General features: G+C 72.7%; 20 protein-coding genes and 1 pseudogene. 15 read left to right on the forward strand and 6 right to left on the reverse strand.

Annotation, left to right across the window (positions count from 1 at the left end; all coding sequences use genetic code 11):
- Position 1 precedes the first annotated feature (1 nt).
- Positions 2–1,393 carry an aspartate aminotransferase family protein gene (locus tag VGN18_RS01385; protein ID WP_327537829.1) on the reverse strand — a complete coding sequence of 464 codons (1,392 nt, stop codon included), beginning with the start codon at positions 1,391–1,393 and terminating at the stop codon, positions 2–4.
- A gap of 167 nt (positions 1,394–1,560) precedes the next feature.
- Between VGN18_RS01385 and VGN18_RS01390 the strand changes: the two genes are divergently transcribed.
- The 7 genes from VGN18_RS01390 to hpnH are packed head-to-tail and all read left to right on the forward strand — an operon-like array spanning position 1,561 to position 10,126.
- The gene (locus VGN18_RS01390) at positions 1,561–2,418 is read left to right on the forward strand and encodes a squalene/phytoene synthase family protein (RefSeq protein WP_327537830.1); all 858 of its coding nucleotides are present in this window, start codon (positions 1,561–1,563) and stop codon (positions 2,416–2,418) included.
- Entirely contained in the window at positions 2,415–3,305 is an 891-nt protein-coding gene (locus tag VGN18_RS01395) for a squalene/phytoene synthase family protein (protein ID WP_327537831.1), read from the forward strand. Before VGN18_RS01390 ends, VGN18_RS01395 begins: the two co-directional genes overlap by 4 nt.
- Positions 3,298–4,656 carry a hydroxysqualene dehydroxylase HpnE gene (gene hpnE, locus VGN18_RS01400; RefSeq protein WP_327537832.1) on the forward strand — a complete coding sequence of 453 codons (1,359 nt, stop codon included), beginning with the start codon at positions 3,298–3,300 and terminating at the stop codon, positions 4,654–4,656. Before VGN18_RS01395 ends, hpnE begins: the two co-directional genes overlap by 8 nt.
- Positions 4,653–5,678, forward strand: coding sequence for a polyprenyl synthetase family protein (locus VGN18_RS01405; RefSeq protein WP_327537833.1), 1,026 nt, complete (start codon positions 4,653–4,655; stop codon positions 5,676–5,678). Before hpnE ends, VGN18_RS01405 begins: the two co-directional genes overlap by 4 nt.
- A 28-nt stretch (positions 5,679–5,706) precedes the next feature.
- The gene (shc, locus tag VGN18_RS01410) at positions 5,707–7,605 is read left to right on the forward strand and encodes a squalene--hopene cyclase (protein ID WP_327537834.1); all 1,899 of its coding nucleotides are present in this window, start codon (positions 5,707–5,709) and stop codon (positions 7,603–7,605) included.
- On the forward strand, positions 7,602–9,113 hold the full coding sequence (gene ispH / locus VGN18_RS01415; protein WP_327537835.1) for a 4-hydroxy-3-methylbut-2-enyl diphosphate reductase: 1,512 nt from the start codon (positions 7,602–7,604) through the stop codon (positions 9,111–9,113). Before shc ends, ispH begins: the two co-directional genes overlap by 4 nt.
- On the forward strand, positions 9,113–10,126 hold the full coding sequence (gene hpnH / locus VGN18_RS01420; RefSeq protein ID WP_327537836.1) for an adenosyl-hopene transferase HpnH: 1,014 nt from the start codon (positions 9,113–9,115) through the stop codon (positions 10,124–10,126). The genes ispH and hpnH overlap by 1 nt, the downstream gene beginning before the upstream one ends.
- Here the strand turns inward: hpnH and VGN18_RS01425 are convergent.
- On the reverse strand, positions 10,089–10,997 hold the full coding sequence (locus VGN18_RS01425; RefSeq protein ID WP_327537837.1) for a DMT family transporter: 909 nt from the start codon (positions 10,995–10,997) through the stop codon (positions 10,089–10,091). The two genes, hpnH and VGN18_RS01425, sit on opposite strands and share 38 nt — an antisense overlap.
- Between VGN18_RS01425 and VGN18_RS01430 the strand changes: the two genes are divergently transcribed.
- Entirely contained in the window at positions 10,987–12,516 is a 1,530-nt protein-coding gene (locus VGN18_RS01430) for a nitroreductase family protein (protein ID WP_327537838.1), read from the forward strand. The two genes, VGN18_RS01425 and VGN18_RS01430, sit on opposite strands and share 11 nt — an antisense overlap.
- 146 nt (positions 12,517–12,662) lie before the next feature.
- Here the strand turns inward: VGN18_RS01430 and VGN18_RS01435 are convergent, their stop codons facing one another.
- Entirely contained in the window at positions 12,663–12,950 is a 288-nt protein-coding gene (locus VGN18_RS01435) for a GlsB/YeaQ/YmgE family stress response membrane protein (protein ID WP_327537839.1), read from the reverse strand.
- 139 nt (positions 12,951–13,089) lie between these two features.
- Here VGN18_RS01435 and VGN18_RS01440 point away from each other — a divergent pair, with 139 nt between their 5' ends.
- The 4 genes from VGN18_RS01440 (at position 13,090) to VGN18_RS01455 (ending at position 19,915) form a co-directional block, all read left to right on the forward strand.
- Positions 13,090–13,758 carry a response regulator transcription factor gene (locus tag VGN18_RS01440; protein ID WP_327537840.1) on the forward strand — a complete coding sequence of 223 codons (669 nt, stop codon included), beginning with the start codon at positions 13,090–13,092 and terminating at the stop codon, positions 13,756–13,758.
- Positions 13,755–14,999 carry an arginine deiminase gene (locus VGN18_RS01445; RefSeq protein ID WP_327537841.1) on the forward strand — a complete coding sequence of 415 codons (1,245 nt, stop codon included), beginning with the start codon at positions 13,755–13,757 and terminating at the stop codon, positions 14,997–14,999. The genes VGN18_RS01440 and VGN18_RS01445 overlap by 4 nt, the downstream gene beginning before the upstream one ends.
- A gap of 200 nt (positions 15,000–15,199) precedes the next feature.
- Positions 15,200–18,586, forward strand: a complete 3,387-nt coding sequence (locus VGN18_RS01450) for a S8 family serine peptidase (protein WP_327537842.1) — start codon at positions 15,200–15,202, stop codon at positions 18,584–18,586.
- Positions 18,587–18,682: 96 nt separating this feature from the next.
- The gene (locus VGN18_RS01455; protein ID WP_327537843.1) at positions 18,683–19,915 is read left to right on the forward strand and encodes a hypothetical protein; all 1,233 of its coding nucleotides are present in this window, start codon (positions 18,683–18,685) and stop codon (positions 19,913–19,915) included.
- On the opposite strand, the pseudogene VGN18_RS01460 reads toward VGN18_RS01455, so the two are convergent.
- The 3 genes and pseudogenes from VGN18_RS01460 to VGN18_RS01470 all read right to left on the reverse strand — a co-directional run bounded on the left by VGN18_RS01460 (position 19,916) and on the right by VGN18_RS01470 (position 21,813).
- Positions 19,916–20,642, reverse strand: a pseudogene (locus VGN18_RS01460) (uridine kinase).
- The gene (locus tag VGN18_RS01465; protein WP_327537845.1) at positions 20,639–21,499 is read right to left on the reverse strand and encodes a hypothetical protein; all 861 of its coding nucleotides are present in this window, start codon (positions 21,497–21,499) and stop codon (positions 20,639–20,641) included. Before VGN18_RS01465 ends, VGN18_RS01460 begins: the two are co-directional and overlap by 4 nt.
- Positions 21,499–21,813 carry a PadR family transcriptional regulator gene (locus VGN18_RS01470; RefSeq protein ID WP_327537846.1) on the reverse strand — a complete coding sequence of 105 codons (315 nt, stop codon included), beginning with the start codon at positions 21,811–21,813 and terminating at the stop codon, positions 21,499–21,501. Before VGN18_RS01470 ends, VGN18_RS01465 begins: the two co-directional genes overlap by 1 nt.
- Positions 21,814–21,904: 91 nt before the next feature.
- On the opposite strand from VGN18_RS01470, the gene VGN18_RS01475 reads away from it, so the two are divergent.
- The 3 genes from VGN18_RS01475 to VGN18_RS01485 are packed head-to-tail and all read left to right on the forward strand — an operon-like array spanning position 21,905 to position 24,861.
- On the forward strand, positions 21,905–23,041 hold the full coding sequence (locus tag VGN18_RS01475) for a LolA family protein (protein WP_327537847.1): 1,137 nt from the start codon (positions 21,905–21,907) through the stop codon (positions 23,039–23,041).
- Positions 23,042–23,045: 4 nt separating this feature from the next.
- Entirely contained in the window at positions 23,046–24,023 is a 978-nt protein-coding gene (locus VGN18_RS01480) for an ABC transporter ATP-binding protein (RefSeq protein ID WP_327537848.1), read from the forward strand.
- Positions 24,010–24,861: an ABC transporter permease gene (locus VGN18_RS01485; protein WP_327537849.1), complete on the forward strand. Its 852-nt coding sequence runs from the start codon at positions 24,010–24,012 to the stop codon at positions 24,859–24,861. Before VGN18_RS01480 ends, VGN18_RS01485 begins: the two co-directional genes overlap by 14 nt.
- The last annotated feature ends 6 nt before the right edge of the window (positions 24,862–24,867 follow it).

A 24,867-nucleotide genomic window follows, 5' to 3' on the forward strand; every position in this document is an offset into this window, starting at 1 on the left:
CTCAGCCGTGCCGGGACCGGGTGGCGAGCGTGCGCGTGAAGTCGCGCAGCAGGCCGGACCCGCGCTGGGCCTCGTCCATCACGTCGGTGAAGGCGGCGAGGAAGCGGTCGGCCTCGGCCTCGGTGAGCGTCAGCGGCGGGATGAGCTTGATGACCTCCAGGTGATCGCCCGAGACCTGCGTGAGGATGCGATGCCGCTGGAACAGGCCGTGCACGACGGTCTGCGCGAACAGGCCCTTGCGGGCCAGTTGCAGCGCGAACCACGGGGCGCGCAGCCGCCACGACTCCGGGCGGCCGAACTCGATGCCGATCATCAGCCCGCGCCCACGTACGTCGCTGATCATCTCGTAGCGCTCGGCCGCCTCGCAGAGGCGTCGCTGCAGGCGCTCGCCCACGATCCGGGCGTTGACCACGAGCGCGTCACGCTCCAGCACGTGCAGCGTGGCCAGGCCCGCCGCCATCGCCTGGGCGTTCGAGCCGAAGGTCGAGTCGTGGACGAGGACGCGATCCATCGACGAGTAGACCTTGCGGAAGATCCAGTCCTTGGCGAGGGTCGCGCCCACGGGGACGTAGCCGCCGGACAGCGCTTTGGCCGCCGTCACGATGTCGGGCTCGACGCCGTCGTGCTGGTAGGCGAAGAAGTCTCCGGTGCGTCCGATGCCGGTCTGCACCTCATCCACTATCAGCAGGGCCTTGTGCTGTTTCAGCAGGTCGTGGGCGGCGGGGAGGTAACCCGCGGGAGCGACCGCGACGCCCTTGCCCTGGATCGGTTCGACGATCAGCGCCGCGACGTCGCCGCGGCGCAGCTCCCGGGCCAGCGCGGCGAGATCGCCGAACGGGATCGCGGTGTCGGGCAGCAGCGGATCGAAGCCCGAGCGGAACTCCTTGGCGCCGTTGACCGAGAGCGAACCGACCGTGAGGCCGTGGAACGCGTGGTCGCAGTACAGGACCCGCCCGCGCCCGGTCGCGCGGCGGGCGAACTTCAGCGCGGCCTCGACCGCTTCGGTGCCGCTGTTCCCGAAGTAGACGCGGTCGAGGTGCGGGGCCTCGGCCAGCAGGCGCTCGGCGAGCAGGCCGGCCAGTGGGGGAGCGTCGAACTGGGTGAGGTCGGCGAGCCCGGCGTCCAGGACGTCGTGCAGGGCCTGCCGGACCGTGGGGTCGTGGCGACCGAGCGCGAACACGCCGAAGCCGGCGAGCATGTCGAGGTAGTCGTGTCCGTCCCCGTCGTAGAGGTAGGGGCCGGCCGCGGCGGTGTAGATCTTGTCGAACCCGATCGCGTGCAACGTGCGGGCGAGCTGCGGGTTGCCGTGCTTCGCGGCCAGCGCGTAACGCTCGGCACCGCGCGTCTCGACCAGCCGCTTGAGCTCGAAGGGCTCGTCGGTGGCTCCGGACACGGCGGCTCCCGGTTATCTGCTTCCGATGGTGCGGAGACTCGCGATATACACGACGTTACCGGCGAGAACCAAGATCTGATATACCGGTAGCAAGAGTTGTTAGTCAGGCTAACCAAAACGTATGGCCGGTACCCAGGACCGGTTGTGTGCGGGGACGAGAGCTCGAGATGGTCGATGACTTCGAGACGCGGACGGACACTGCCGCGACCGGGACGCTCGCCGCGATCGCGGCGACCGCGATGGAGCAGCACGCGACCGAGAACTTCCCCGTCGCGCTGCGCATCCTGCCCCGCACCCCTCGCGAGAAGCTCGCCCGGCTGTACGCGTACGCCCGGTTCGTCGACGACATCGGCGATACCGCCCCGGGTGATCGGCCGGCCCTGCTCGACCTCGTCGAGCGGGACGTCCGGCGCCTGCCGGGACAGGCGACACTGGCACCTGTCGCCGCGCTCGGGCCCGACCTACTGCCGCAACAGCCGCTGCTGGACCTCATCGAGGCCAACCGGCGCGACCAGACCGTGACGCGTTACGCCTCCTTCGACGACCTCCTGGACTACTGCTCGCTGTCCGCGGCGCCGGTCGGGCGCCTGGTGCTCCACCTCGCGGGGGTCCACGACGAGGTGGCCGGCGCCGAGTCCGACGCCGTCTGTGCCGCCCTGCAGGTGCTCGAGCACTGCCAGGACGTCGCCGAGGACGCCCGCGCCGGGCGCATCTACCTTCCGCTCGACGACCTGACGGAAGCGGGCGTCGACCAGGACGAACTCATCGCCGATCGCACGTCCCCGGCGCTCGCCGCGGTGGTCGGCCGGCAGGTCGGGCGGGCCGAGGAGCTGTTGCACCGGGGCCGTCCGCTGCTGCGCCGCCTGTCGGGGTGGAGCCGCGTTGCCGTCACGGGCTACGTCGCCGGCGGGCTCGCCACGGTGCGCGCGCTGCGGCGAGCCGATTTCGACGTCGTCCCCGCGGCGGTGCGACCGGGGAAGATCGCAACCGTGGGGCAGGCAATGCGGTTGGCGGTGCGCCCGTGAGCGGGGCGACGCCCGAGCTGAGTGCGGCCTACCGGACCTGCGAGCAGATCGTGCGTGAGCAGGCCCGCAACTTCTCGTGGGGCATCCGCCTGCTCCCGGAACCCAAGCGCACGGCGCTGTCGGCGGTGTACGCCGTGGCTCGCCGCATCGACGACATCGGCGACGGCACGCTGCCGCCCGAGGAGAAGCTGGCCCGGCTCGCGGGGGAGCGGGCGTCGGCGACCGACCCGGCGGCTCACCCGGACGACCCGGTCCTCGTCGCGCTGGCCGACGCCGCGCGGCGGCTGCCGGTACCGGTGGCCGCGTTCGGCGAGCTGGTCGACGGCTGCGAGATGGACGTGCGCGGGCGCCGCTACGACACGATCGACGAGCTCGTCACCTACTGCCGCTGCGTCGCCGGATCGATCGGACGCCTGTCGCTCGGGGTCTTCGACCCGCGGTTGGCCGAGGCCGACCGCGTCCGTGCCGCCGAGCTGGCGGACGCCCTGGGCGTGGCCCTGCAGCTGACCAACATCCTGCGCGACATCCGCGAGGACTTCATCACCGGGCGGGTCTACCTGCCCGCGCGCGACCTGCAGCTGTTCGGTTGCGAGATCGGGCTGCGTCCCGACGGCGCCCTCGACCCGTACGACGGCGCGCTCGCCGAGGTCATCCGCTTCGAGGCGGTGCGGGCGTGGGGCTGGTACGACCGCGGGCTCGCGCTGCTCGACCTCCTCGATCGCCGCAGCGCCGCGTGCTGCGCGGCGATGGCCGGCATCTACCGCGAGCTGCTCGAGCGCATCGCCGCCGACCCGAGCGGGGTCATGACCGCTCGCATGTCACTGCCCGGCCGCGACAAGGTGCGCGTCGCGATCCGGGCGCTGGCCGGGGGGCGGCGTCATGGCTGAGCGCGTCGCCGTCGTGGGGGGTGGCCTCGCCGGCATCGCGGCCGCCCTGCGCCTGGCCGACGCCGGGCGCGAGGTCGTCCTGCTCGAACGGCGTCCCCGCCTCGGCGGCATGGCGTTCTCCTTCTCCCGCAACCGGCTGACCGTCGACAACGGCCAGCACGTCTTCCTGCGGTGCTGCACGGCGTACCGCACGCTGCTCACGCGGCTCGGCGTCACCGACCACGTCGTCCTGCAGCCGCATCTCGACATCCCGGTGCTGCGGCCCGACGGTCGACAGGCCCGCCTGAGCCGGTTGCCCGCGGTGCCCGCCCCCGCCCACCTCGGTGCGTCGCTCGCGGGCTACGGCCTGCTCTCCGCCCGCGACCGGCTGCGGGTGGCTCGTGGCGCCGCCGCCCTGCGGCGCCTCGACCCGACCGACCGCAGCCTGGACCGGCAGGCGTTGGGGGCGTTCCTCCGGCGGCACGGGCAGAACGACGCCACCATCGGCGCGCTCTGGGGCATCATCGCCACCGCCACGCTGAACCTCCCCCCCGACGAGGCGTCGCTGGCGCTCGCCGCCAAGGTCTTCCGCACCGGGCTGCTCGACCGCGCCGACGCCTCCGACGTCGGGTACGCGGCCGTCCCGCTCGGTCGTCTGCACTCCAGCGCACCGCGGACCGCTCTCGCGGCTGCCGGCGTCGACGTCCGCACCGGCTGCGCCGTCGACCTGGTCGAGGCCGGCCGGGTGCTCGGGCACACCGCCTCCGGCCCGCACGAGTGGACGGTCGAGGACATCGTGCTCGCCGTGCCGCCCCGCGCCGCGTTCGGGGCCTGCCCCGCTCTGGCCGCCGCCCCCGCGGCCCCGGCGGCCGGCCTGGCCACGTCACCGATCGTGAACGTCCACGTCGTCTACGACCGCCGGGTCACCGACCTGCCGTTCGCGGCCGCCGTCGAGTCGCCGGTGCAATGGTTCTTCGACCGCACGCTCAGCTCGGGACTCGCCGACCGGGTGCCGCGCGGGCAGTACCTCGCGGTCACGGTGTCGGCGGCCGGCCAACTTGTCGACCGGCCCGCGGGCGAGATCACCGCTCGGTTCGTGGCCGAGCTGGGCCGCCTGGTTCCCGCCGCCGCTCGCGCCGAGGTGCTCGACGCGTTCGTGACCCGCGAGCGACACGCCACGTTCCGCCAGTCGCCCGGCACCTGGGCCCTGCGCCCGCGGGCGGTCGACGGGCCGCCCGGGATCCGGCTGGCGGGGGCGTGGACCGACACCGGCTGGCCGGACACCATGGAGGGCGCCGTACGCAGCGGCGTCAGCGCCGCCGAGGCCGTGCTCGGCGCCTCGACCCGATCGCTTGCGGAGGCCGCGTCATGACCCAGCAGATCACCCGCGCCCCGGCCGCGCTCGCTCGTATCCGCGACCTCGTGCAGCCCGCGCTCGTCGCGGCGGTCGATCGTCTCGACGACCCGCAGATGCGCCTCATCGCGCGCTATCAGCTCGGCTGGTGCGACGTCGACGGGGCGCCGACCGGGGGCACCGGAGGGAAGGCGATCCGCCCGGCCCTGGCGGTCCTGTCGGCCGAGGCGGTGCGCGGCGGTTCCGCGGCCGGGGTTCCCGCGGCGGTGGCCGTCGAACTCGTGCACAACTTCTCGCTGCTGCACGACGACGTGATGGATCGCGATCTCGAGCGCCGGCACCGCCCGACCGGATGGGTCGCTTTCGGCGAGGGGCAGGCGATCCTTGCCGGCAGCGCGCTGCTCACCCAGGCCGTCCAGGTGCTCATGGAGGACAGCCCCGATTCGCGGCGCTGCTTGCCGTTGCTGCTGGCCACCGTGCAGCAGCTGATCAGTGGGCAGTCCCGCGACCTCCTGCTCGAGGGTCGTGACGACGCGACGCTCGCGGAGGTCCTCACCATGGAGGCGGGCAAGACGGCCGCCCTGCTCTCCTGCTCGGCGGCGATCGGCGCGCTCGCCGCCGGCGCACCCGTGCCGGTCCTGACCGGGCTCACCGATTTCGGCTACGAGCTGGGCGTGGCCTTCCAGCTGGTCGACGACGTCCTCGGTGTCGTGGGCGATCCGGCCGTGACCGGCAAGTCATCGTCGTCCGATGTGCGGGCCGGCAAGCGCAGCGCACCCGTCGTCGCCGCCCTCGCCGGAGATTCGGCCGCGTCGGCGGAGCTGGCCCGGATGCTCGCGGCCGGGCCGCCCGGGACCGAGAGCGACGTCGAACGCGCCACCGGACTCGTCATCGACGCCGGTGGGCTGGAGTGGACCGTCCGCGCGGCCGACGACCATCTCGCGGCGGCCCTGCGCCACCTCGAGGCGCTGCCGCTCGCTCGTCCCGCTGCCGACGAACTCGCCGCCGTCGCCCGCTACATCGTGGGGCGGGACCGGTGATGTCGATGCCGTCCTGGAAGGAGCCGACGTGACCACCCAGCACCGATCCGACCTCGCCGATGTCGCCGGAGCGGTGAAACGCGCGCGGGAGCACCTGATCGAGCGGCAGTCGCCGGCCGGCTGGTGGAAGGGCGAGCTCCGCACGAACGTGACCATGGACGCCGAGGACCTCCTGCTGCGCCAGTTCCTCGACATCCTGAACCCGGACGACCTGGCCGCGGCGGCGCGGTGGATCCGCAGTCAGCAGCGTGACGACGGCACCTGGGCCAACTTCCACGGCGGTCCGGCCGACCTCTCCACCACGATCGAGGCGTACGCCGCCCTGCGGCTGGCCGGTGACCGTCCGGACGACGAGCACCTGGCGCGCGCCCGCGAGTACATCGTGTCGGCCGGTGGCATCGAGAAGAGCCGCGTCTTCACGCGCATCTGGCTGGCACTGTTCGGGGAGTGGTCGTGGGACGACCTGCCGGCCATGCCGCCCGAGCTCGTACTGCTGCCGGCGTGGGTGCCCCTCAACGTCTACGACTGGGCCTGCTGGGCCCGGCAGACGGTCGTGCCGATCACGGTCGTGGCCACGTTGCGGCCGGTGCGCCCGCTGCCCTTCACCCTGGACGAGCTGCGCACCGGCGCACCGCGTCCGCGCAACGGTCATGGCCTCGTCGCTTCCGCGTTCGGCCTGCTCGATCGCGGGCTCAAGCTCTACGAGCGCTCGCCCGTCAAGCCGGCGCGGGCGCGGGCGCTGCGCCGGGCCGGTGAGTGGATCCTGGACCGTCAGGAGGCCGACGGTGGCTGGGGCGGCATCCAGCCGCCCTGGGTCTACTCGATCCTCGCGCTGCACCTGCTCGGTCGCCCGCTCGACGACCCGGCGATGGTGGCGGCGATCGAGGGGCTGGAGGGCTTCCTCGTCCGCGAGCCGGGCGACGGCGGCGAGGTGCGCCGCCTCGAGGCCTGCCAGTCGCCCGTCTGGGACACCTGCCTCGCCGTCACCGCGTTGCTCGACGCCGACGGCAACGATCGGGACGACGCCGTCGTCCGCGCCGGGACGTGGCTGCTCGACGAGGAGATCCGGGTGCCGGGCGACTGGGCGGTCAAGCGGCCCGGGGTCGCTGCCGGCGGCTGGGCCTTCGAGTTCGCAAATGACGGCTACCCCGACATCGACGACACGGCCGAGGTCGTGCTCGCGCTCGACCGGCTCGACGAGAACGCGGTGCCCGGCGCCGCCGATGCGGCGCGTCGTGGGACGGAGTGGGTGCTGGCGCTGCAGTCGGCCGACGGCGGCTGGGCCGCGTTCGACGCGGACAACACCCGACGCCTGGTCGAGAAGCTGCCCTTCTGCGACTTCGGTGCCGTCATCGATCCGCCCTCGGCCGACGTCACCGCCCACGCCGTGGAGATGCTGGCCCATCGGGGCCTGGCCGATCACCCGGCAACGCGCCGCGGCATCGCGTGGCTGCTGCACAACCAGGAGAGCGACGGTTCGTGGTTCGGGCGGTGGGGCGCCAACTACGTCTACGGCACGGGCGCGGTCGTCCCGGCCCTGGTGGCCGCCGGCCTGCCCCCGTCGCACGATGCGATCACCCGCGCCGTCGACTGGCTGGTCGGGCACCAGAACGGCGACGGCGGATGGGGCGAGGACCTGCGCTCCTACACCGACGACTCGTGGCGCGGGCGGGGCACCTCGACGCCGTCGCAGACGGCCTGGGCGCTGCTCGCCCTGCTGTCCGTCGATCCCGACCGGGCCGCCGTCGAGCAGGGGGTGCGGTGGCTCGTCGGGGCGCAGCGCGCCGACGGGGGCTGGGACGAGGACGAGTTCACCGGTACCGGCTTCCCGGGCGACTTCTACATCAACTACGAGATGTACCGGTTGGTCTTCCCGCTGAGCGCGCTCGGGCGCTACCTGTCGATCACGGCCCGGGGGGCGACATGAGCGGCGAGCTGCTGATCGTGACCGCCCTGCGCAGCGAGTACGCCGCGTTGCGCGGCCAGGTCGGCTCCGCCACCGTCACCCGCTGCGGCATGGGTCCGGCGCGGGTGCAGAACTGGCTTCCGCAGCTGGCCCGGTTCGCGCCCGGGGCGGTGGCCGTCGCCGGGGTCGGCGGCGGCCTCGACCCGAAGGTGCGGGCCGGGGACGTGGTGGTCGCCAGCGAGGTGCGCGACGCCGAGGGCCGCCGCGTGCTGCGCGGCGCCGGCCCGCTGGTCGCCGAACTGCGTCGTCTCGGGCTGCAGGTGCACCACGGTCCGGTCGTCAGCACCGATCACATCGTCACGAGCGCCGCGGAGCGCGAGAAGCTCGCCGCCACCGGCGCGCTGGCGGTGGACATGGAGTCCGCGGCCGTCGTCCGGGCGCTCGGTTCCGACGCCGCCCCGCCGACCGCCGTCGTCCGCGTCATCGTCGACACCGCCTACACGCCGATCGCCCGGCTGGCCACGCTGCGGGCGGGCGCGAAGGCGCTGCAGGTGCTGCGCCGGGTCGGGCCGGCCCTGCCGCACTGGGCCGGGCTCGCCGGCCCCCGGCAGGTGCTGCTCGCCAGTCCCCGATCCTTCTGCGCGGGCGTCGAGCGGGCCATCGAGATCGTCGAGCTCGCCCTGCAGCGCTATCCGCGGCCGGTGTACGTCCGGCGCCAGATCGTGCACAACGCCCACGTGGTGGCCGACCTGCAGCGGCAGGGTGCGGTGTTCGTCGACGAGCTCGACGAGGTGCCCGACGGCACCACCGTCGTCTTCTCCGCCCACGGGGTCGCGCCGGCGGTGCGCCTCGAGGCCCAGCGGCGCGGGCTGAACATCATCGACGCCACCTGCCCGCTGGTGACCAAGGTGCACAGCGAGGCCAAGCGGTTCGTCGGCCGGGGTGACACCGTGTTCCTCGTCGGGCACGCCGGCCACGACGAGACCGAGGGCACGCTCGGCGAGGAGCCGGGGCGCATCCAGCTCGTCCAGAACCCGGGCGAGGCCGAAGCGGTCGTGGTGGCCGATCCCGACCACGTCGCGTACGTGCTGCAGACGACGCTCGCGATCGACGACGCGCAAGACACCATCGACGTCCTGCGCCGCCGGTTCCCGGCCATCGAGATGTCACCGACCGACGACATCTGCTACGCCACGACCAACCGGCAGCGGGCGGTCGGCGCCATCGCCCGGGACGCCGACGTGATGATCGTGCTCGGATCGTCGAACTCGTCGAACTCGCTGCGGCTGGTCGAGGTCGCCGAGCGGCTGGGCACACCGGCGCACCTCGTCGACGACGCGACGGGAGTGCTGCCCGAGTGGATCGCCGGAGCGCGGTCGATCGCCGTCACCGCCGGCGCGTCCGCGCCGCCGCGGCTCGTCGACGAGTTCGTGGCCACGCTGCGCGCGCTCGGCCCGGTCGACGTCGCCGAGCGCGTCGTCGCCACGGAAACCCTGACCTTCACCCTTCCCCGAGGAGTTGTCGGCTGATGCCCATTCCACTTCGTCAAGGCGCTCGTATCGGGTGGTACCTGTTCTCGCAGAAGGTGCGCCGCCGCGAGAAGTTCCCGCTCATCGTCGAGCTCGAACCCCTGTTCGCGTGCAATCTCAAGTGCAACGGTTGCGGCAAGATCCAGCACCCGCACGAGATCCTGCGGCAGCGGATGCCGGTCGAGCAGGCGGTCGGGGCGATCGAGGAGTGCGGCGCCCCGATGGTCTCCATCGCCGGCGGCGAGCCGCTGATGCACCCGCAGATCGACGTCATGGTCAACGAGCTCGTCAAGCGCAAGAAGTACGTCTACCTGTGCACCAACGCCGAGCTCGTGCGCAAGCGGTGGGACAAGTTCGAGTTCGCGCCGTCGCCGTACTTCTCCTTCGCGATCCACGTCGACGGCCTGCGCGAGCGGCACGACGAGTCGGTGGCGAAGGAGGGCGTGTTCGACGAGGCCGTCGCGGCGATCAGGTTCCTGAAGGACAAGGGTTTCCGGGTCACCACCAACTCGACGTTCTTCAACACCGATACCCCGCAGACCATCGTCGACGTGCTGAACTTCCTCAACGACGAGGTGCAGGTCGACAGCATGATGATCTCGCCCGCCTACGCCTACGAGAAGGCTCCCGACCAGGATCACTTCCTCGGGGTCACCGAGACCCGGGAGCTCTTCGCCAAGGCGTTCTCGGGTGGCAACCGCAAGCGGTGGCGGCTCAACCACTCGCCGCTGTTCCTCGACTTCCTCGAGGGCAAGGTCGACTACCAGTGCACCGCCTGGGGCATCCCCTCGTACTCGCTGCTCGGCTGGCAACGGCCGTGCTACCTGATGGCCGATGGCTACACGAAGACGTACCGCGAGCTGATCGACACGACCGACTGGGCGGCCTACGGCCGCGGCAAGGACGCCCGGTGCAACAACTGCATGGCGCACTGCGGCTACGAACCGACCGCCGTGCTCGCGACGATGGGCTCGCTCAGGGAAGGTTTGCGGGCGCTGCGCGAGCAGGGCTGACCGGGCCCGGGCCGTCGTTCGCGCTCTCGTCGCCCAGCAGCGGTGAGCGCGCCAGCACCACCACGCCCGCGCCGATGCCCATCGCGCCGAGCGTGGCCGCCCCCAGCCAGAGGCCGGTGTTGGTGGTCTCGTCGAACACCAGCACGCCCCAGAGGATCGACACGATCGGGTCCATGAGGGTGAAGCCGGGCTGCGAGGCGAGCAGCGGGCCGGTGTGCAGAGCCCATTGCATGACGAGCACGCCGAGGATGCCGAAGCCGATCGCCGCGTAGGTCTGCCAGGTGCTGACGACGCCGAACCAGCCGCGGTCGGTGAGCTGCGACATCGTCTCCTTGATCAGCGTCGCGGTGAGCCCGAAGCTCGTGCCGGTGGCCGCGCCGAGGCAGGCCGTGCGCCAACCGGTCGGGCCGCGGAGGGAGGCCGCGACGAGCAGGCCGATCGTGGCCGCGGTGGCGCCGCCGGCCAGCACGTACGTCTGGTGGCTGACGTCGAAGTCGTGCCCGACCTTCGGGTCGAGCGAGCCGACGAGCACGATCATCCCGGCCGTCATGGCGAGGATGCCGAGCCACTCGGCGCGTCCGAGGCGGGTGCGGAAGACGCGCGACGCGACGAGCAGGGTCAACGGCACCTCGAGCGTGATGATCGGCTCGACGGCCGAGAGCTGGCCCCGGGACAGCGCCACCGCCTGCAGCAGGAACGAGGCCACCATGCCGCCGAAGCCGTACAGCCAGACCCGGCGGCGGATCAGGTTGGCCAGCATGCCGGCGTCGAAGCGCGCACCCGCGGGTTGCGTCAGGCTGGCCTTGCGCAACATGACGTTGGCGGTGGCGTTGCCGCCCGCCGCCAGCACGGCACACACGATGCTCAGCATCGCGGACGCCGAAGTCGTCGACCCACCCGGCAATTATCCGCTCGTCGCCGGCCGCACGTGCAGCAAGATGATCGGCATGGATTTCGAGAGCGGCGCCGGGCTGCTGCACCGGCTCACGTCATACACCCCGGAACGCGAGTGGGACGTCCCGATCGACGATCCGCGCGTGCGCCACGACCTGACGGCGAACGACGTCACGACGCGGCCGCCGGCCGTCAAGGAGTACGCCGACGCCGGGTTGTCGCGGATCGCGCTGCCGCGCGAGCTGGTGCCGGTGGCGACGGAGGCGACGGCCGTGCTGGCCGGGCAGCCGGTCGATCCCGAACCGCTCGACGCCGCCCAGCTCGGCCGCATCCTGTTCCTCGGGGCCGGGGTAGTGCGCCGCGCCGAACGCAACGGCGTGACCATGCTGTTCCGGGCCGCCGGCAGCGCCGGCGCCCGCTTCCCGCTCGAGGTGTACGCCAGCACCCGCGGCGTCGCCGGAGTCCCTGACGGGGTGCACTGGTACGACCCGGTCGAGCACGCGCTCGTCCAGGTCGGGCCGGCCGCCGAGGGCGAGGCCACGACCCTCGTAGTGACCGGCATCCCGTGGCGCACCGGCTGGCGCTACGCCGAGCGCGGCTGGCGGCACATTTACTGGGACGCCGGCACGATGCTGTCGCAGGTGCTGGCCGCGGCGGCGAGTGCCGGCCGGCAGCCGCGCCTGCGCAGCGAGTTCCCCGACGCCGCGGTGCGCCATCTGGTCGGGGCCGACGGAGTCCACGAGTTCCCGGTCGCGCTCGTGACGTTCGGCGACGGCCCCCCCGCGATCGACGCCACCGGCCCGGCCGCCCCCGGCGGGGGTCTGCCGCCCGTGGAGTTCCCGCTCGACACCGCGGCCCAGCGCGCCGGCGACCGGGACGAGTTGGGGGCGCCGTGGCCGGACGGCCCGGCCGTGACCAGCAGCCCGGAATCGGCCCCGCTGGACGAGGTGATCCTGCGCCGCGGGTCGAAGCGGTTGATGGACCGGTCGGCCACGCTGCCCCGCCGCGACGTCGAGTGGATGACCGCCGTGGCGATGCGCGGCATCGACGTCCCGCACTGGGTGGTCGCGCACGGGGTCGACGACGTCGCGCCCGGCGTGTATCGCTGGCCCGACCTCGACCGACCGGTGGTCGCCGGCGACCACCGCGAGCGGCTCGACTTCGTCTGCCTCGGCCAGACCCTCGGCGCCGACGCCGCGTTCGTCGCCATCTCGGCGATCGACCCGGCGCGCCTGGACGACCGCAGCTACCGGGCGGCCCAACTCGCCGCCGGCATCGTCGAGGGGCGGCTGCACCTGGCCGCCTACGCCCTCGGCGCGGCGGCCACCGGGATGACGTTCTACGACTCGGAGATCCCCGAACTCCTCCGGGAGCCCGACGACATCGTGGCGCTGCTGTTCACCTGTGTCGGGGTCGGGGAGTACGCGTCCCGACCCGGGGGCGGCCCGGGTGCTCCGGCCGAGGTCAAACCGGTGACACCTCGGCTCAGCTGGTGAGCATCCGGACCCGGTACCGCTCGGCCGGGACTTCTCGCCGTGTCCCGGACGACCAGAGGGAGCTGTGCGCCGTGTGACGGTGGGAGGCCGCGGTGCCGGCCGACGTCGTTGTCGACCGGCACCGCGGTGTGCGGGGACGGGAAAGATCAGTAGCGCGCACCAGCGTGCCGGCGACCGGAGCCGACCCGCGTCCAGATCAGCAGCACGATGATCGCGCCGATGACCGAGCCGACGAGCCCGGCCGGCTGCAGGAAGCCGTCCTGGCCGTCCTTATGGAACAGGACGTAGCCGAGGAAGCCGCCGACGAACGAACCGACGATGCCCAGCACGATGGTCGCGAGGATCGACATGTGCTGCTTACCGGGCACGAGCAGGCGGGCGAGGGCGCCGGCGATCAGGCCGACGACGATCAGGGTGACGATGAGTCCGAGCATGGTCGAACCTTTCCGGACAGCGCGGGGGTCGCCCGGCCGTCCTGGTTGCGAGGCCGGCTGGTTTCGCGGCGTCGTCCCTCCACGGAAACACCCCTAGGGCGGTGCCAACACACCCCTAGGTGGGTTTACGTTGGCGGTCATGACCTCCGGCCCGCAGAGTCCGATCCTGGTCGGTCTGGTCGACGACTACGACGTCGTGCTGATCGGACTGGCCCACATGTTCGACGACCACCGGCACCGGGTGCTCGTCGCCGAGATCGACGCCAACGAGCCGCTCGTCGACCAGGTCGACATTGCGCTCTACGACTCGTTCGCCCAGCCCGAGTCCGACCACGAGCAGATCGGCGTGCTGGTCGACAGCCCGCGGGCGCGCCGCGTCGTGGTCTACACCTGGAACTTCGACCCCCACCTCGTCGAGGACGCCCTGGAGCGCGGCGCGAGCGGCTACCTGTCCAAGACGCTCTCGCCCGAGGAGCTGGTGACGTCCCTCGAGCGGGTGCACGGCGGCGAGGTGGTCGTCAGCGATCCGCCGAGCCGGGGCAAGCGGGCCGACCCTCTCGACTGGCCGGGCCGCGCCGAGGGGCTGACCGATCGCGAGGCCGAGATCCTCGCGCTGATCACGCAGGGCATGAACAACGCCGACGTCGCCCGGCTGACCTACCTCAGTCCGAACACGGTGAAGTCCTACATCCGCACGCTGTACCGCAAGATAGGGGTGGAGAGCCGGACCCAGGCCGTGCTCTGGGGCGTCAAGCACGGCTTCCAGCCCGACCACCACCGTATCGACCATTGGAAGGGCGGCCCGTGAGCCAACCCGCCGTCGTCCGACCGTGCATCGAGTCGGAGATCGGGCCGCTGCGCCACGTCATCACCCACCGGCCCGGCCTCGAGCTCGACCGACTGACGCCGAGCAACATCCACGACCTGCTCTTCGACGACGTGCCCTGGGCCTCGCGGGCGCGGGAGGAGCACGACCACTTCGTCGAGGTGCTGGGCAGCCGCGGCGCCGTCGTGCACCGCTTCGCCGACCTGCTGGCCGGCGCGCTCGACACGACCGACGGCCGCCAGTTCGTGCTCGAGCGCACCTGCACGCCCGAGCGGTTCGGCGAGCAGCTCGCGCGCTCGATGCGGGTCTTCCTCGACGACGTCGACGCGCCGGGGCTGGCCCGCATGCTGATCGGCGGGCTGCTGAAGTCCGACCTCGGCCGGGTGTCGCGGGGCGGCCTGCGCTGGGCCCGGCTCGACCCGGACGACCTGGTGTTGACGCCGTTGCCCAACACGCTGTTCCAGCGCGACAACTCGGCCTGGATCGGGGCCGGCGTCACGGTCAACCCGATGGCCAAGCTGGCCCGCCAACGCGAGTCCGTGCACACCCGCGCGGTCTACCGCTACCACCCGCTGTTCCGCGACGCGACGTTCGACTTCTACTACGGCGACGACGACCGCGACCACCGCCCGGCCACGCTCGAGGGCGGCGACCTGCTCGTGCTCGCCCCCGGCGTCGTGCTGATCGGCATGGGGGAGCGCACGACCGCGAGTGCGGTCGAACTCCTTGCCCGGCGGCTGTTCGGGTCGGGCAGCGCGCACATCGTGCTCGCGGTCGACATCCCCCGCACCCGGGCGATGATGCATCTCGACACCGTCCTGACGATGGTCGACGTCGCGACCTTCGTGGCCTATCCGAACCTCGACCTGGACGGCGTGCGGGCGTGGCGCATCACCCCGGGCGCCGACGAGAGCGAGCCGGTGCACGTGTCGGCCGCGGGCACGCTGCCCGTCGCCCTGGCCGAGGCGCTGCAGCTCGACGCCGTGACGATCCTGCGCGCCGGCGACGACGCCCGGGCGGCCGAGCGGGAGCAGTGGAGCGACGGCAACAACTACCTCACGCTCGAACCGGGCGTGGTCGTGGGCTACGACCGCAACGTCGTCACGAACGCGCTGCTCACCGCGCACGGCATCGAGGTGCTCGAGGTGTCCGGCGGCGAGCTCGGCCGCGGGCGGGGCGGCGCTCGGTGCATGACCTGCCCGGTGGTCCGCGACCCGTTCTGAGAGACCGCCGTGCCCTGGCTGTGTGGCAGGTTCGTGCTCCGCAGAAGTGACCGGTCCCGCCGTCTTGCGCAGATGGTCACTGTGTGAGAGGTATGTGCAGATGATCACGAGCATCAGGCTCTGATCACGGTGTGAACGTGGGGATCTGCATGAATCTGGCCTGGCGGAAGTACCCAGTTGCAGGCGGTGTCGTCGTTGCGGTGACGACCCTCGTGCTGACCCAGGGTGGGGTGAGCCCCGCCGGGGCCGCGCCCGCCCCGTCGACGAGCGGGCCGGCGAAGTCGGTCATCGTCCTGCTGCGTGACCAGCACCCGAACACCCCCGCCACCCGCGCGCACGTCGCGCAGCGGCGTGCCGACAACACCTCCGACCAGAACGCCGTGCTGGCGCGGCTCGACCGCCGCAGCGGCCGGGCGGCCGCGAAGGTGCACCACTACACGGCGGCCAATGCGGTCTCGATGACGGTCACGCCGGCTCAGGCCGCGCTGCTCTCGTCCGACCCGTCGGTGGCCGCGGTCATCCCGGACACCAAGGTGGCGTTCGTGCCGAAGGCGGCCGCGACGTCGACGGCCTCGAACGGCCCGCGGGCCGCGCTCGTCACACCGAGCCCGTCGATCTGCCCGACCGATCCGAGCAAGCCGCTGCTCGAGCCCGAGGCGCTGCAGGACACCAGCACTGCCTCCGACGACCCGGCCGCCAAGACGGCCCAGCAGCTCACCGACGGCTCGGGCGTCAAGGTCGCCTACATCGCCGACGCCATCGACCCGAACAACCCGGACTTCATCCGCGCCAACGGTGACCACGTGATCACCGACTACAAGGCTTTCTCGGCCGACGGCCCGACGCCGGCCGAGGGCGGCGCCGAGGCCTACGGCGACGCCTCGTCGATCGCGGCCCAGGGCCTCGTCCCGCACGACCTGTCCACGTTCGTGAACCCGGCCTACCCGCTGCCGGCCGGCTGCAACATCCGCATCCTGGGCATGGCGCCCGGGGCGAGCATCGTGGCCCTCAAGATCGACTTCTACACGACGTCGATCGTCCAGGCCATCGACTACGCGGTCAGCACCGATCACGTCGACGTCATCAACGAGTCGTTCGGCGGGAACCCGGTTCCGGACTCCGCCGCGCGCAGCGCGATCTCCGAGTTCGACGACGCCGCCGTCGCCGCCGGGACCACGGTCACCGTGTCGTCGGGCGACGCCGGCACGACCAGCACGATCGGCAACCCGTCGACCGACCCGAACGTCATCTCCGTCGCGGCCACGACCAATTCGCGCGGCTACCAGCAGACCGGCTACGCCGGCGCGCGCGCGTTCGGCAACGGCAAGTGGGTCAACGACGAGGTCTCGTCGCTGTCCTCGGGCGGCTTCACCCAGCGGGGCGGAACGGTCGACCTCTCGGCTCCGGGTGAGTCGGGCTGGGCGGCGTGTGACGCGCGCGCGCCGGAATGCGCCAACTACCGCGGCGGCGGGTCGGACTTCCAACTGTTCGGCGGTACCAGCCAGTCGGCCCCGCTGACCGCGGGTGCTGCCGCGCTCGTGATCTCGGCCTACCGCTCGACCCACGGCGGCACGTCGCCGTCCCCGGCCGTCGTCAAGACGCTGCTCACCAGCACCGCCGACGACCTCGGGCTGCCGACCTTCGAGCAGGGCGCGGGCCGGCTGAACGCCCGCTCCGCCGTCGAGGCCGCGCTGACCTACCCGGGCGCCAAGACCCCGGCCCCGGCCGGCGTGAAGTCCAACATCGCCGTGCCGACCGGCCAACTCAACCTGTCCGGCGCTCCCGGCAGCAGCCAGCACACGTCGTTCACGGTGCGCAACGTCGGTACCAAGACGCTGACCGTCGCGTCGAGCGGCCGTGACTTCGCCGCCACGCGGGTCTCGACCGTCAACACGGCGCTCGACTCGACGTCGACGCAGACCTTCCCGTACCCGACAACCGGGGCGCCGTGGGTCTACAAGAAGGTCACGTTCTCGGTCCCGGCCGGCACGCAGCGCTACGCCGCGCAGATGATCTGGCAGGGGGCGCGCAAGCAGGTCGGCTCGTCGACCGTCACCCCGGTCGTCCGTATCTCGGTGTTCGACCCGTCGGGTGCCTACGTCGCGAACAGCCGTCCGCAGGGTGGGGCGGTGTCGGCGAACTACGCGAACTTCGACGTCCGTGACCCCGCGGCCGGCACGTGGACGGCCGTGCTCTACACGCCGGCCGGGGCGGCGGGCTACACGGGCAACGTGAGCCTGCGCATCACCGACCAGCAGTCGACGCCGGTGGGCCGGATCGCCTCGCCGGTGCTCACCCTCGCGCCGGGGCAGTCGAGGTCGGTCAAGGTCGACTTCACCGTCCCCAAGTCGGGCGGCGACACCTCGTACGCGATCACCGTGGCGAGCTCCGACGGGCACAAGACGGCCATCCCGGTGGTGGTGCGCGCGGTCGTCCCGATCGTGGCGGGTAGCGGCGCGTTCAGTGGATCGATCACCGGCGGCAACGCCCGGGGCGGTTCCGCGGCCGAGACGTTCACCTACGCCTTCAAGGTCCCGGCCGGGCGCCGTGATCTCAGCGTCGGGGTGTCGCTCGCGAGCGACCCGAAGTACCTGCTCGAAGGCGTTCTGGTCGACCCGAACGACGAGACGCAGGCGATCGACAGCAACCTGTACCCGACCGGGATCAGCACCACCGGCGCGCAGGGGCTCACGCTGCAGATGACGACGGCCGCACCGAAGGCCGGGCTCTGGCGCGTCGTGATCCTCGTCGTGAACCCGGTCCCGGGTACGGCGTTCGAGCAGCAGTTCAGCGGCACGATCGGGTTGAACACGAACCAGGTCACCGCCACCGGGCTGCCGAACTCGACGAAGACCGTGCTGCCGCAGGGCACCCCGACGACGGCGCAGGTGGTCGTGAAGAACACCGGCGTCGCGCCGATCAACGTGCAGGTCGACCCGCGGACGGCTCAACCGAAGACGCTGCAGCTCACCTCGCCGTTCGGGCCGCAGGAGTTCAAGCTGCCCGCGCACGCCGCGCCGACGTTCCTGGTCCCGCCGGGCACGCAGACGCTGACCGCGGCGGCCGTCTCCGACGTCCCGGCGCTCGTCGAGCTCACCCCGAGCGCGCAGGGCATCGACGTCGTCGGTGACCTGAAGAGCGGGCAGAGCGGCAGCACGATCTCGGTGGCGACGGTGAACGATGCGCCGAGCACGGTATCCACGGGTATCTGGTTCACCGACGTGAACGAGATCGGTGCGGTGGGCCCGGAGGGCGCGCCGACGGCGAACTCGTCGGTCAGCCTGAGTGCGGTCACCCCGGACTTCGATCCGGCGGTGACGTCGTCGACCGGCGACTTCTGGGCGGTCGCGACCGACCCGAACGCCGACCTGGGTTCGCCGGTCACGATCCAGCCGGGTCAGACGGCCACCATCACCGTGACCATCACGCCGAGCGCGCGGCCCGGTAAGACGGTCACGGGGCAGCTCTACGTCTACACCCCGCCGTCGTTCGCCTACCCGACGTTCAACACCACCGGTGACGTGATCGCGAAGATCCCGTACAGCTACACGGTGGGGTCGGCCGGCAGCGGGGCGCACACCCGGTAAGCAACGACCGCTCGAAGGCGAGAGCCTGTCCCCGTCGCTCCGGCGGCGGGGACAGGCTCTCGTCGTGTCACGAGCCGGCAAGGGAGGATTGGGATCATGCGAACCGTGCTCGTCGCCCTGGCCGCGACCCTGACCGTCGCGGGCTGCACGTCGTCGGCGACCACCGGCCGCGGTTCCGCCGCCGCGCCGTCGAGCCCGGCGGCCCCGGCCTCCTCCTCGGCGTCGACGTCGGGGGCGACGCCGGCCGGATCGACCACGCCGCCCTCCACGACGCCGTCCGCGACGCCCCCGGCCGGGGCCGGCCTGCCCGGCGGCGGCCCGGTGCCGTCGGGCTTCACTCCGGTCTCGGCCACGTTCGTCAGCGCCACCCAGGGGTGGGTGCTCGGGACGGCGCCGTGCACCGGCGTCGTCTGCACGTCGGTGCTGCGCACGCGGGACGGCGGGCACAGCTGGCAGGGCATCCCGGCGCCGTCCGCGACCCTCGGCCAGCCCGACAGCGGCCGCAACGGCGACGTGTCGGTGGTGCGTTTCGCCACCGCCCGGGACGGGTGGGCCGGCGTCGGCCGGCTGTACTCGACCCATGACGGCGGATCGACGTGGCAGCTCCGGCAGCTCGGTCCCGCGTCGAGCGTCGTGAGCAACATCGAGACCGGCGGCGGCTACGTCTTCGCCACCGTCGACGGCTGCCCGTCGCAGGGCGGCAACAGCTGCGCCGCCTCGGTGCAGGTCTACGCGTCGCGGACCGGGCTCGACCAGTGGCGAGCGGTCTCGCCCGCGTTCGGCGGCGGCAGTGGCGCCGCGGGCCTCGTCGTGCACGGTGCGACCTGGTACCTGCCGACCCCGACCGGCATCTCCATCGGCACCGGATTCACCGCCCCGCGACGGGTCTCGAGTCCGTGCGCGGCCGACGGCCGGCCGGTGCGGCCGCGTCCGGTGCTGGCTGTCGCCGACGCGTCGCACCTCGACGCGTTGTGCGTCGGCCCGGGCGCCGCGGGGAGCGCGCGCTGGCAGCTCTACGGCACGGTCGACGGCGCCCGGACATGGGTCCGGGCCGGCGGTCCCTACCTCGGGTACAGCTCGGTCACCGGCATCGCCGACAGCACCCGGGGCGTCCTGCTCGTCGCCGCGGCGAGCGGCGCGAGCGCGGTGTTCCGCACCACCGACGACGGGGTCAGCTTCCAGCGCGCGAGCGTGATCGCGCCCGGCGGCGGCGTCCCGTGGGCCGACCTGGGGTTCACCACCCCGACGCAGGCCGTCGTCGTCTCGCTCGACCACGGGCTCTACCTCAGCCAGGACGCCGGCGCGACCTTCCAGCCGGTCGCGTTCTGATCAGAGCGACCGGAGCAGCCCGGGCCGGCTGAAGTCGGCATTGTCGACGATCACGTCGGCGCGCGAGCGGGGGTCGACCTCGTCGAGGTAGATCGCCTCGGCGGCGCCGTACCGGTCGCGGTGCAGGTGAGTGGCCCCGGCCAGTCCCTCGCGCTCGGCGTCGCGGGCGATGCCCCGGCGCAGCGCGAGTCCGGCGTCGACCTCGAGCCAGATGCGGACGTCCCAGAACTCGTCGTACTCGGGCCGGAACGCGAACACGGAGTCGACGACCAGCACGGCGTCCGGCGGCGCGGTCACGGTGACCCCGCGGTGGTCGACGCCGGTCAGCGGATCGCGGGCGCAGAGCACCACCACGCCGTCGCCGTCCGGGCCGGCGGGGGCGAGCAGCAGTTCGCGCGCGGCGGCGAAGTCGTAGGCGTTGCGGTAGTACCCCGCCCCGCTGCGCCGGTCGTAGCCGAGCTCGCGCGCCTCGGCCCACGGCCGCTTGAAATCGTCGAAACTCGCCCGCAGGGTCGGCCGGCAGGTCGCGCAGCGCGGCCGCCAGCTCGTGACCGAACGTCGTCTTCCCCGACGCGGTGAAGCCGTCGACGGCCACACGGAGTCGCCCGGGCGAGCGCGCGGCGATCGAACGCGCGAGGGAGTCGACGAGTCCGGTCCGGGCAGGCGACGGGGTCTCCGGCCGCGGCCGGCGCCAGGTCGACACCGATTCGAAGGCCTGCGCGGTCATCCCTCGAGCGTGGCAGAGCGGGCGGCGCGCAGCCCGCGGGACAGGCTGATCGCCGCGATCGCCGCCGGGAGAGCCATGAGCGCCACGAAGGGCACCGCGAACGCCGGCCGCGATACGCCCGCGCCCGGCATCCAGGTGTGCAGCTCGGCGGAGTACAGGGCGGCGCCGACCGTCGCCACCGCCAGGGCGACGATCGCGCCGGCGAGGGCGACGACGGCCACGCGTGTCGGTGCCGCGCCGACCGCGAGCCGGCGCACCGCAACAGCGGGACCGTGAGCGCAGCCGAAGCCGGCGACGAGGCCGGCGGCCAGCAGCAGGAGGAACCAGTTGCCGATGCCCTCGCCCGGCACCCGACTGCGCGGCGCGAGCGTGACGACGAGCACGAGCACGAGGCCGAAGGCCGCGATCGCGACGACGGGGGAGAGCAGCCGCCGGAGCACGTCGCTGCGGTGTTGCCGCCGGGCGGTGAGCAGCAGCGAGCCGGCGAGGGGCAGCAACCCGAGCGTGACCAGGCCCAGCGACGCGGCCGCCGCGACGCGGAACACGCCGTGCGCCGCCCCGGCCCCGGCGTGCGCGGCGTCGACGGCGCCGAAGCCGGGATCCTCGGTGAACTGGACGAACACCGCCACGCCGGCGGCGAGCGTCACCCAGGCGTACAGGGCGACGCCGATCGTCGTGCGCATCCGAGCGCCGGGGGAGTGCAGCTGGCGGGCCGGGTGCAGCCACGCGCGCGCCGCGCCGGCGATCACGTCGAGCGTCTGCCGGGTCGAGGGTGGCGTGTCGTCGAGCAGCGCGTCGAGCTCCGCGCCGTAGCGCTCGCGCCAGCTCGGCGGGTAGAGGCGGGCGAGGCCGCGCATCACGCTGTCCCCGCCGTGCGCAACCGCTTGAGCCCGAGGTCGGCAACCTTGCGGAGCTGGCGTGATCGCTCGGCCAGCGCGTCGGCACCGGCGGCGGTCAGCTCGTAGGGCCGGCGCCGGTCGTCGCTCGGCAGGGCCCGGATCAGGCCGCGTTCCTCGAGACGGGCGATGATCCCGTACAGCGTGCCGGGGCCGAGCGTGACGCCGACCTGCTCGGCGATGTCCTGCGTGATCGCGTAGCCGTGCTTCGCGCCGGCGGCCAGGCTGGCCAGGACCAGGACCGGCGCGTCGGCCCGGCGGGAGTTCTCGTCCATGCCGCGAGAGTACTACGCCCAGCGATACATCGGTAGGCGATGCATGGGGTCGATGAGTGCGTTCTCAGTGCGGGAGGCGCACTATCGACACATGGCCATGTCGAATCCGCTCGGGAACGCATCCGATCGCACCCGGCGGCGGCTGGCCTGGGCCGCGCCGCTGGTCGTCGCCGGAGCGGTCGTCGCAGGGGTGATGGTCACCGGCGCGTCGTCCTCGGACGCCAGCCCGTCCCTGCCGACGCGCACGCCGGCCCAGCTGATCGCCGAGGTCCTGGGCAGTAACACCGCCCACTTCTCCGGCACCGTCTCGGAGTCGGCGAGTCTCGGGCTGCCCAGCCTGCCCGGCGACAGCGCGAGGGCATCGCTGTCGTGGCAGACCTTCGTCACCGGCACCCACTCGGCCCGCGTCTGGGTCGACGGGCCGGAGCGGCAGCGGGTTGCGCTGCTCGGTGAGCTCTCCGAGGCCGATGCCGTGCACGACGGCGCCGACGTCTGGACCTACACGTCCGACACCAATACCGTCACGCACGCGGCCCTGCCGCAGGGCCGGCACGGCACGCGGACGAGCACCGATCCCGCGCGGCCCGACGCCCGCGACCTGACCCCGTCGGCGATCGCCGACCGGGTGCTGAAGGCCATCGACAGGACCACGGCGGTGACGGTCGACCCGACCCAGACCGTCGACGGCGAGGATGCCTACACGCTGGTCGTCAGCCCGCACGACCCGCGCTCCACCGTGCAGAAGGTGACGATCGCGATCGACGCGAAGCACCACATCCCGCTCGCGCTTCAGATCTACGGGGCCGGGTCCTCGCCCGCGTTCTCCATCGGGTTCACCGACATCTCCTTCGGGCGACCGGCGGCCTCGACCTTCCGCTTCGTGAATCCGTCCGGCGCCAACGTCTCGAACGACCCGTTCGGGACGACGCGGCACTTCGGTGAGCGGCGCCACGCCCGGTATGCACCGTCGCCCGCGCCGTCGACGCGGCCTACCGGCACGACCTCGGTCATCGGCTCGGGCTGGACGTCGGTGGTCGAGCTGTCCGGCGGCCTCCCGGCGGTCGGCGGCGGAATGTTGCGCGACGCGACGACGTCGGTCGGCTCGTCCGGCGACCGCCTGCTGCACACGGCACTGGTCAACGTGCTTGTCCGTTCCGACGGTCGCACGTTCGTCGGCGCGGTGAGCCCCAAGTACCTCGAGGGCGTTGCCGCGAGCGCTCCCCGCTGACGCGATGTCCGCCTTCGTGACGGCCGAGCCCGCGGCCGATCCCGCGGTACCGACCGCGCCGGTTGCGCTGCGGACAGCCGCCCTGACGCGCTCGTTCGGGACCCAGGTCGCCGTCGACGCGGTCGACCTCGTCGTTCCGCGCGGCGCGGTGTACGGCTTCCTGGGGCCGAACGGTTCGGGCAAGACGACGACGATCCGGGTGCTGCTCGGGCTGATCGCGGCCGATTCCGGCGAGGTCGAGATGCTCGGCCACGCGATGCCACGGGCGGCGGCGCAGGTGCTGCCGCGGGTCGGCGCGCTCATCGAGGGCCCGGCGTTCCACCCCTACATCACCGGCGAGCAGAACCTGCGCCGCCTCGATCGCAGTGACGCGACGGCCGACCCGGCGACATCGCCCGAGCGCATCACCGCCGCGCTGGCCCGCGTCGGGCTCACCGCCGCCGCCGGCAAGAAGTACCGCAACTACTCACTCGGCATGAAGCAGCGTCTCGGTCTGGCCGCCGCGCTGCTGCAGCCGCGCGAGCTGCTGATCCTGGACGAGCCGACGAACGGGCTCGACCCGCAGGGCACCCGCGAGGTCCGCAAGCTCATCCGGGAGCTCGCCACGGACGGCACGACCGTGCTCGTCTCGAGCCACCTGCTCAGCGAGATCGAGCAGGTGGCCACGCACGTCGGCATGATGTCGGGCGGCCGGCTCGTGCGGCAGGGCACGCTGGCCGAGGTGCTGGCCGACGGCCTGCCGAGCATCCGGGTCCACACGCCCGACGTCGAACCGGCGGCGGTGACGATGCGCGGGCTCGGCCTCGACCCGGTCACGCATGACGACGCGATCACCGCCCGGCTCACGTCCGTCGCGGTCGAGGACGTCGCCGCCGCCCTCGTCCGGGCCGGCGTGCGGCTGCAGGGGCTCGCGGTCGAGCGTCCGGACCTCGAGGAACTGTTCGTGTCGATCACCGGGGAGGGCTTCGATGTCCTCCGTTGAACTGGCCCCGCCGACGCGGTACCGCGGCGCGTTCCGTCGCCTCTACCTCGCCGAGATGCGCCTGGTGCTGCGGCGGCGCCGCAACCTGATCCTGCTCGGCGTGCTGGCCCTCGTCCCCGTCCTCATCGGGGTCGCGGTGAAGGTCAGCGACCCCGGTGCCGGCGACGGACCGCAGTTCCTCGGCCGCATCACCGGCAACGGGCTGTTCCTGGTGTTCACGGCGATCACGGTGTCCATGCCGTTCTTCCTGCCGCTGGTCATCGGGGTGATCGCCGGCGACTCGATCGCGGGCGAGGCCGGCCTCGGCACGTTGCGCTACCTGCTCACCGTCCCCGTGTCGCGGGGCCGGCTGCTGGCGATGAAGACGCTGGCGGTCGCGTCGTTCACCTTCATCGCCGTGCTCGTGGTGGCGCTCGTCGGCCTGCTGACCGGCTCGATCCTGTTCGGGCTGCACTCGCTGGTGCTGCTCTCCGGCGACACGGTCGGTCTCGGCAGCGGTCTGCTGCGCAGCCTGGGGGTCGTCGTCTACGTGACGATCGCACTGTTCGGTCTCGCGGCCGGCGGTGTCTTCATCTCGACGCTGACCGAGAACGCGATCGCCGCCATGGCCACGACCGTCAGCATCGCGGTGTTCTCGGCCCTGCTCGACGCCGTGCCGCAGCTGTCGGCGATCCACCCGGGTCTGCTCACCGACCACTGGTTGAGCTTCGGTGAGCTGTTGCGCTCGTCGATCAGCTGGGTCGACCTCGCCCGGTGGACCCTGCTGCACCTTGCCTACGCCGCAGTGTTCCTGAGCCTGGCGTGGTCGCGGATGACCACCAAGGACGTCACCAGCTGATCGACG

Source organism: Jatrophihabitans sp., assembly GCF_036000465.1.
Classification (GTDB): Bacteria; Actinomycetota; Actinomycetes; order Mycobacteriales; family Jatrophihabitantaceae; genus Jatrophihabitans.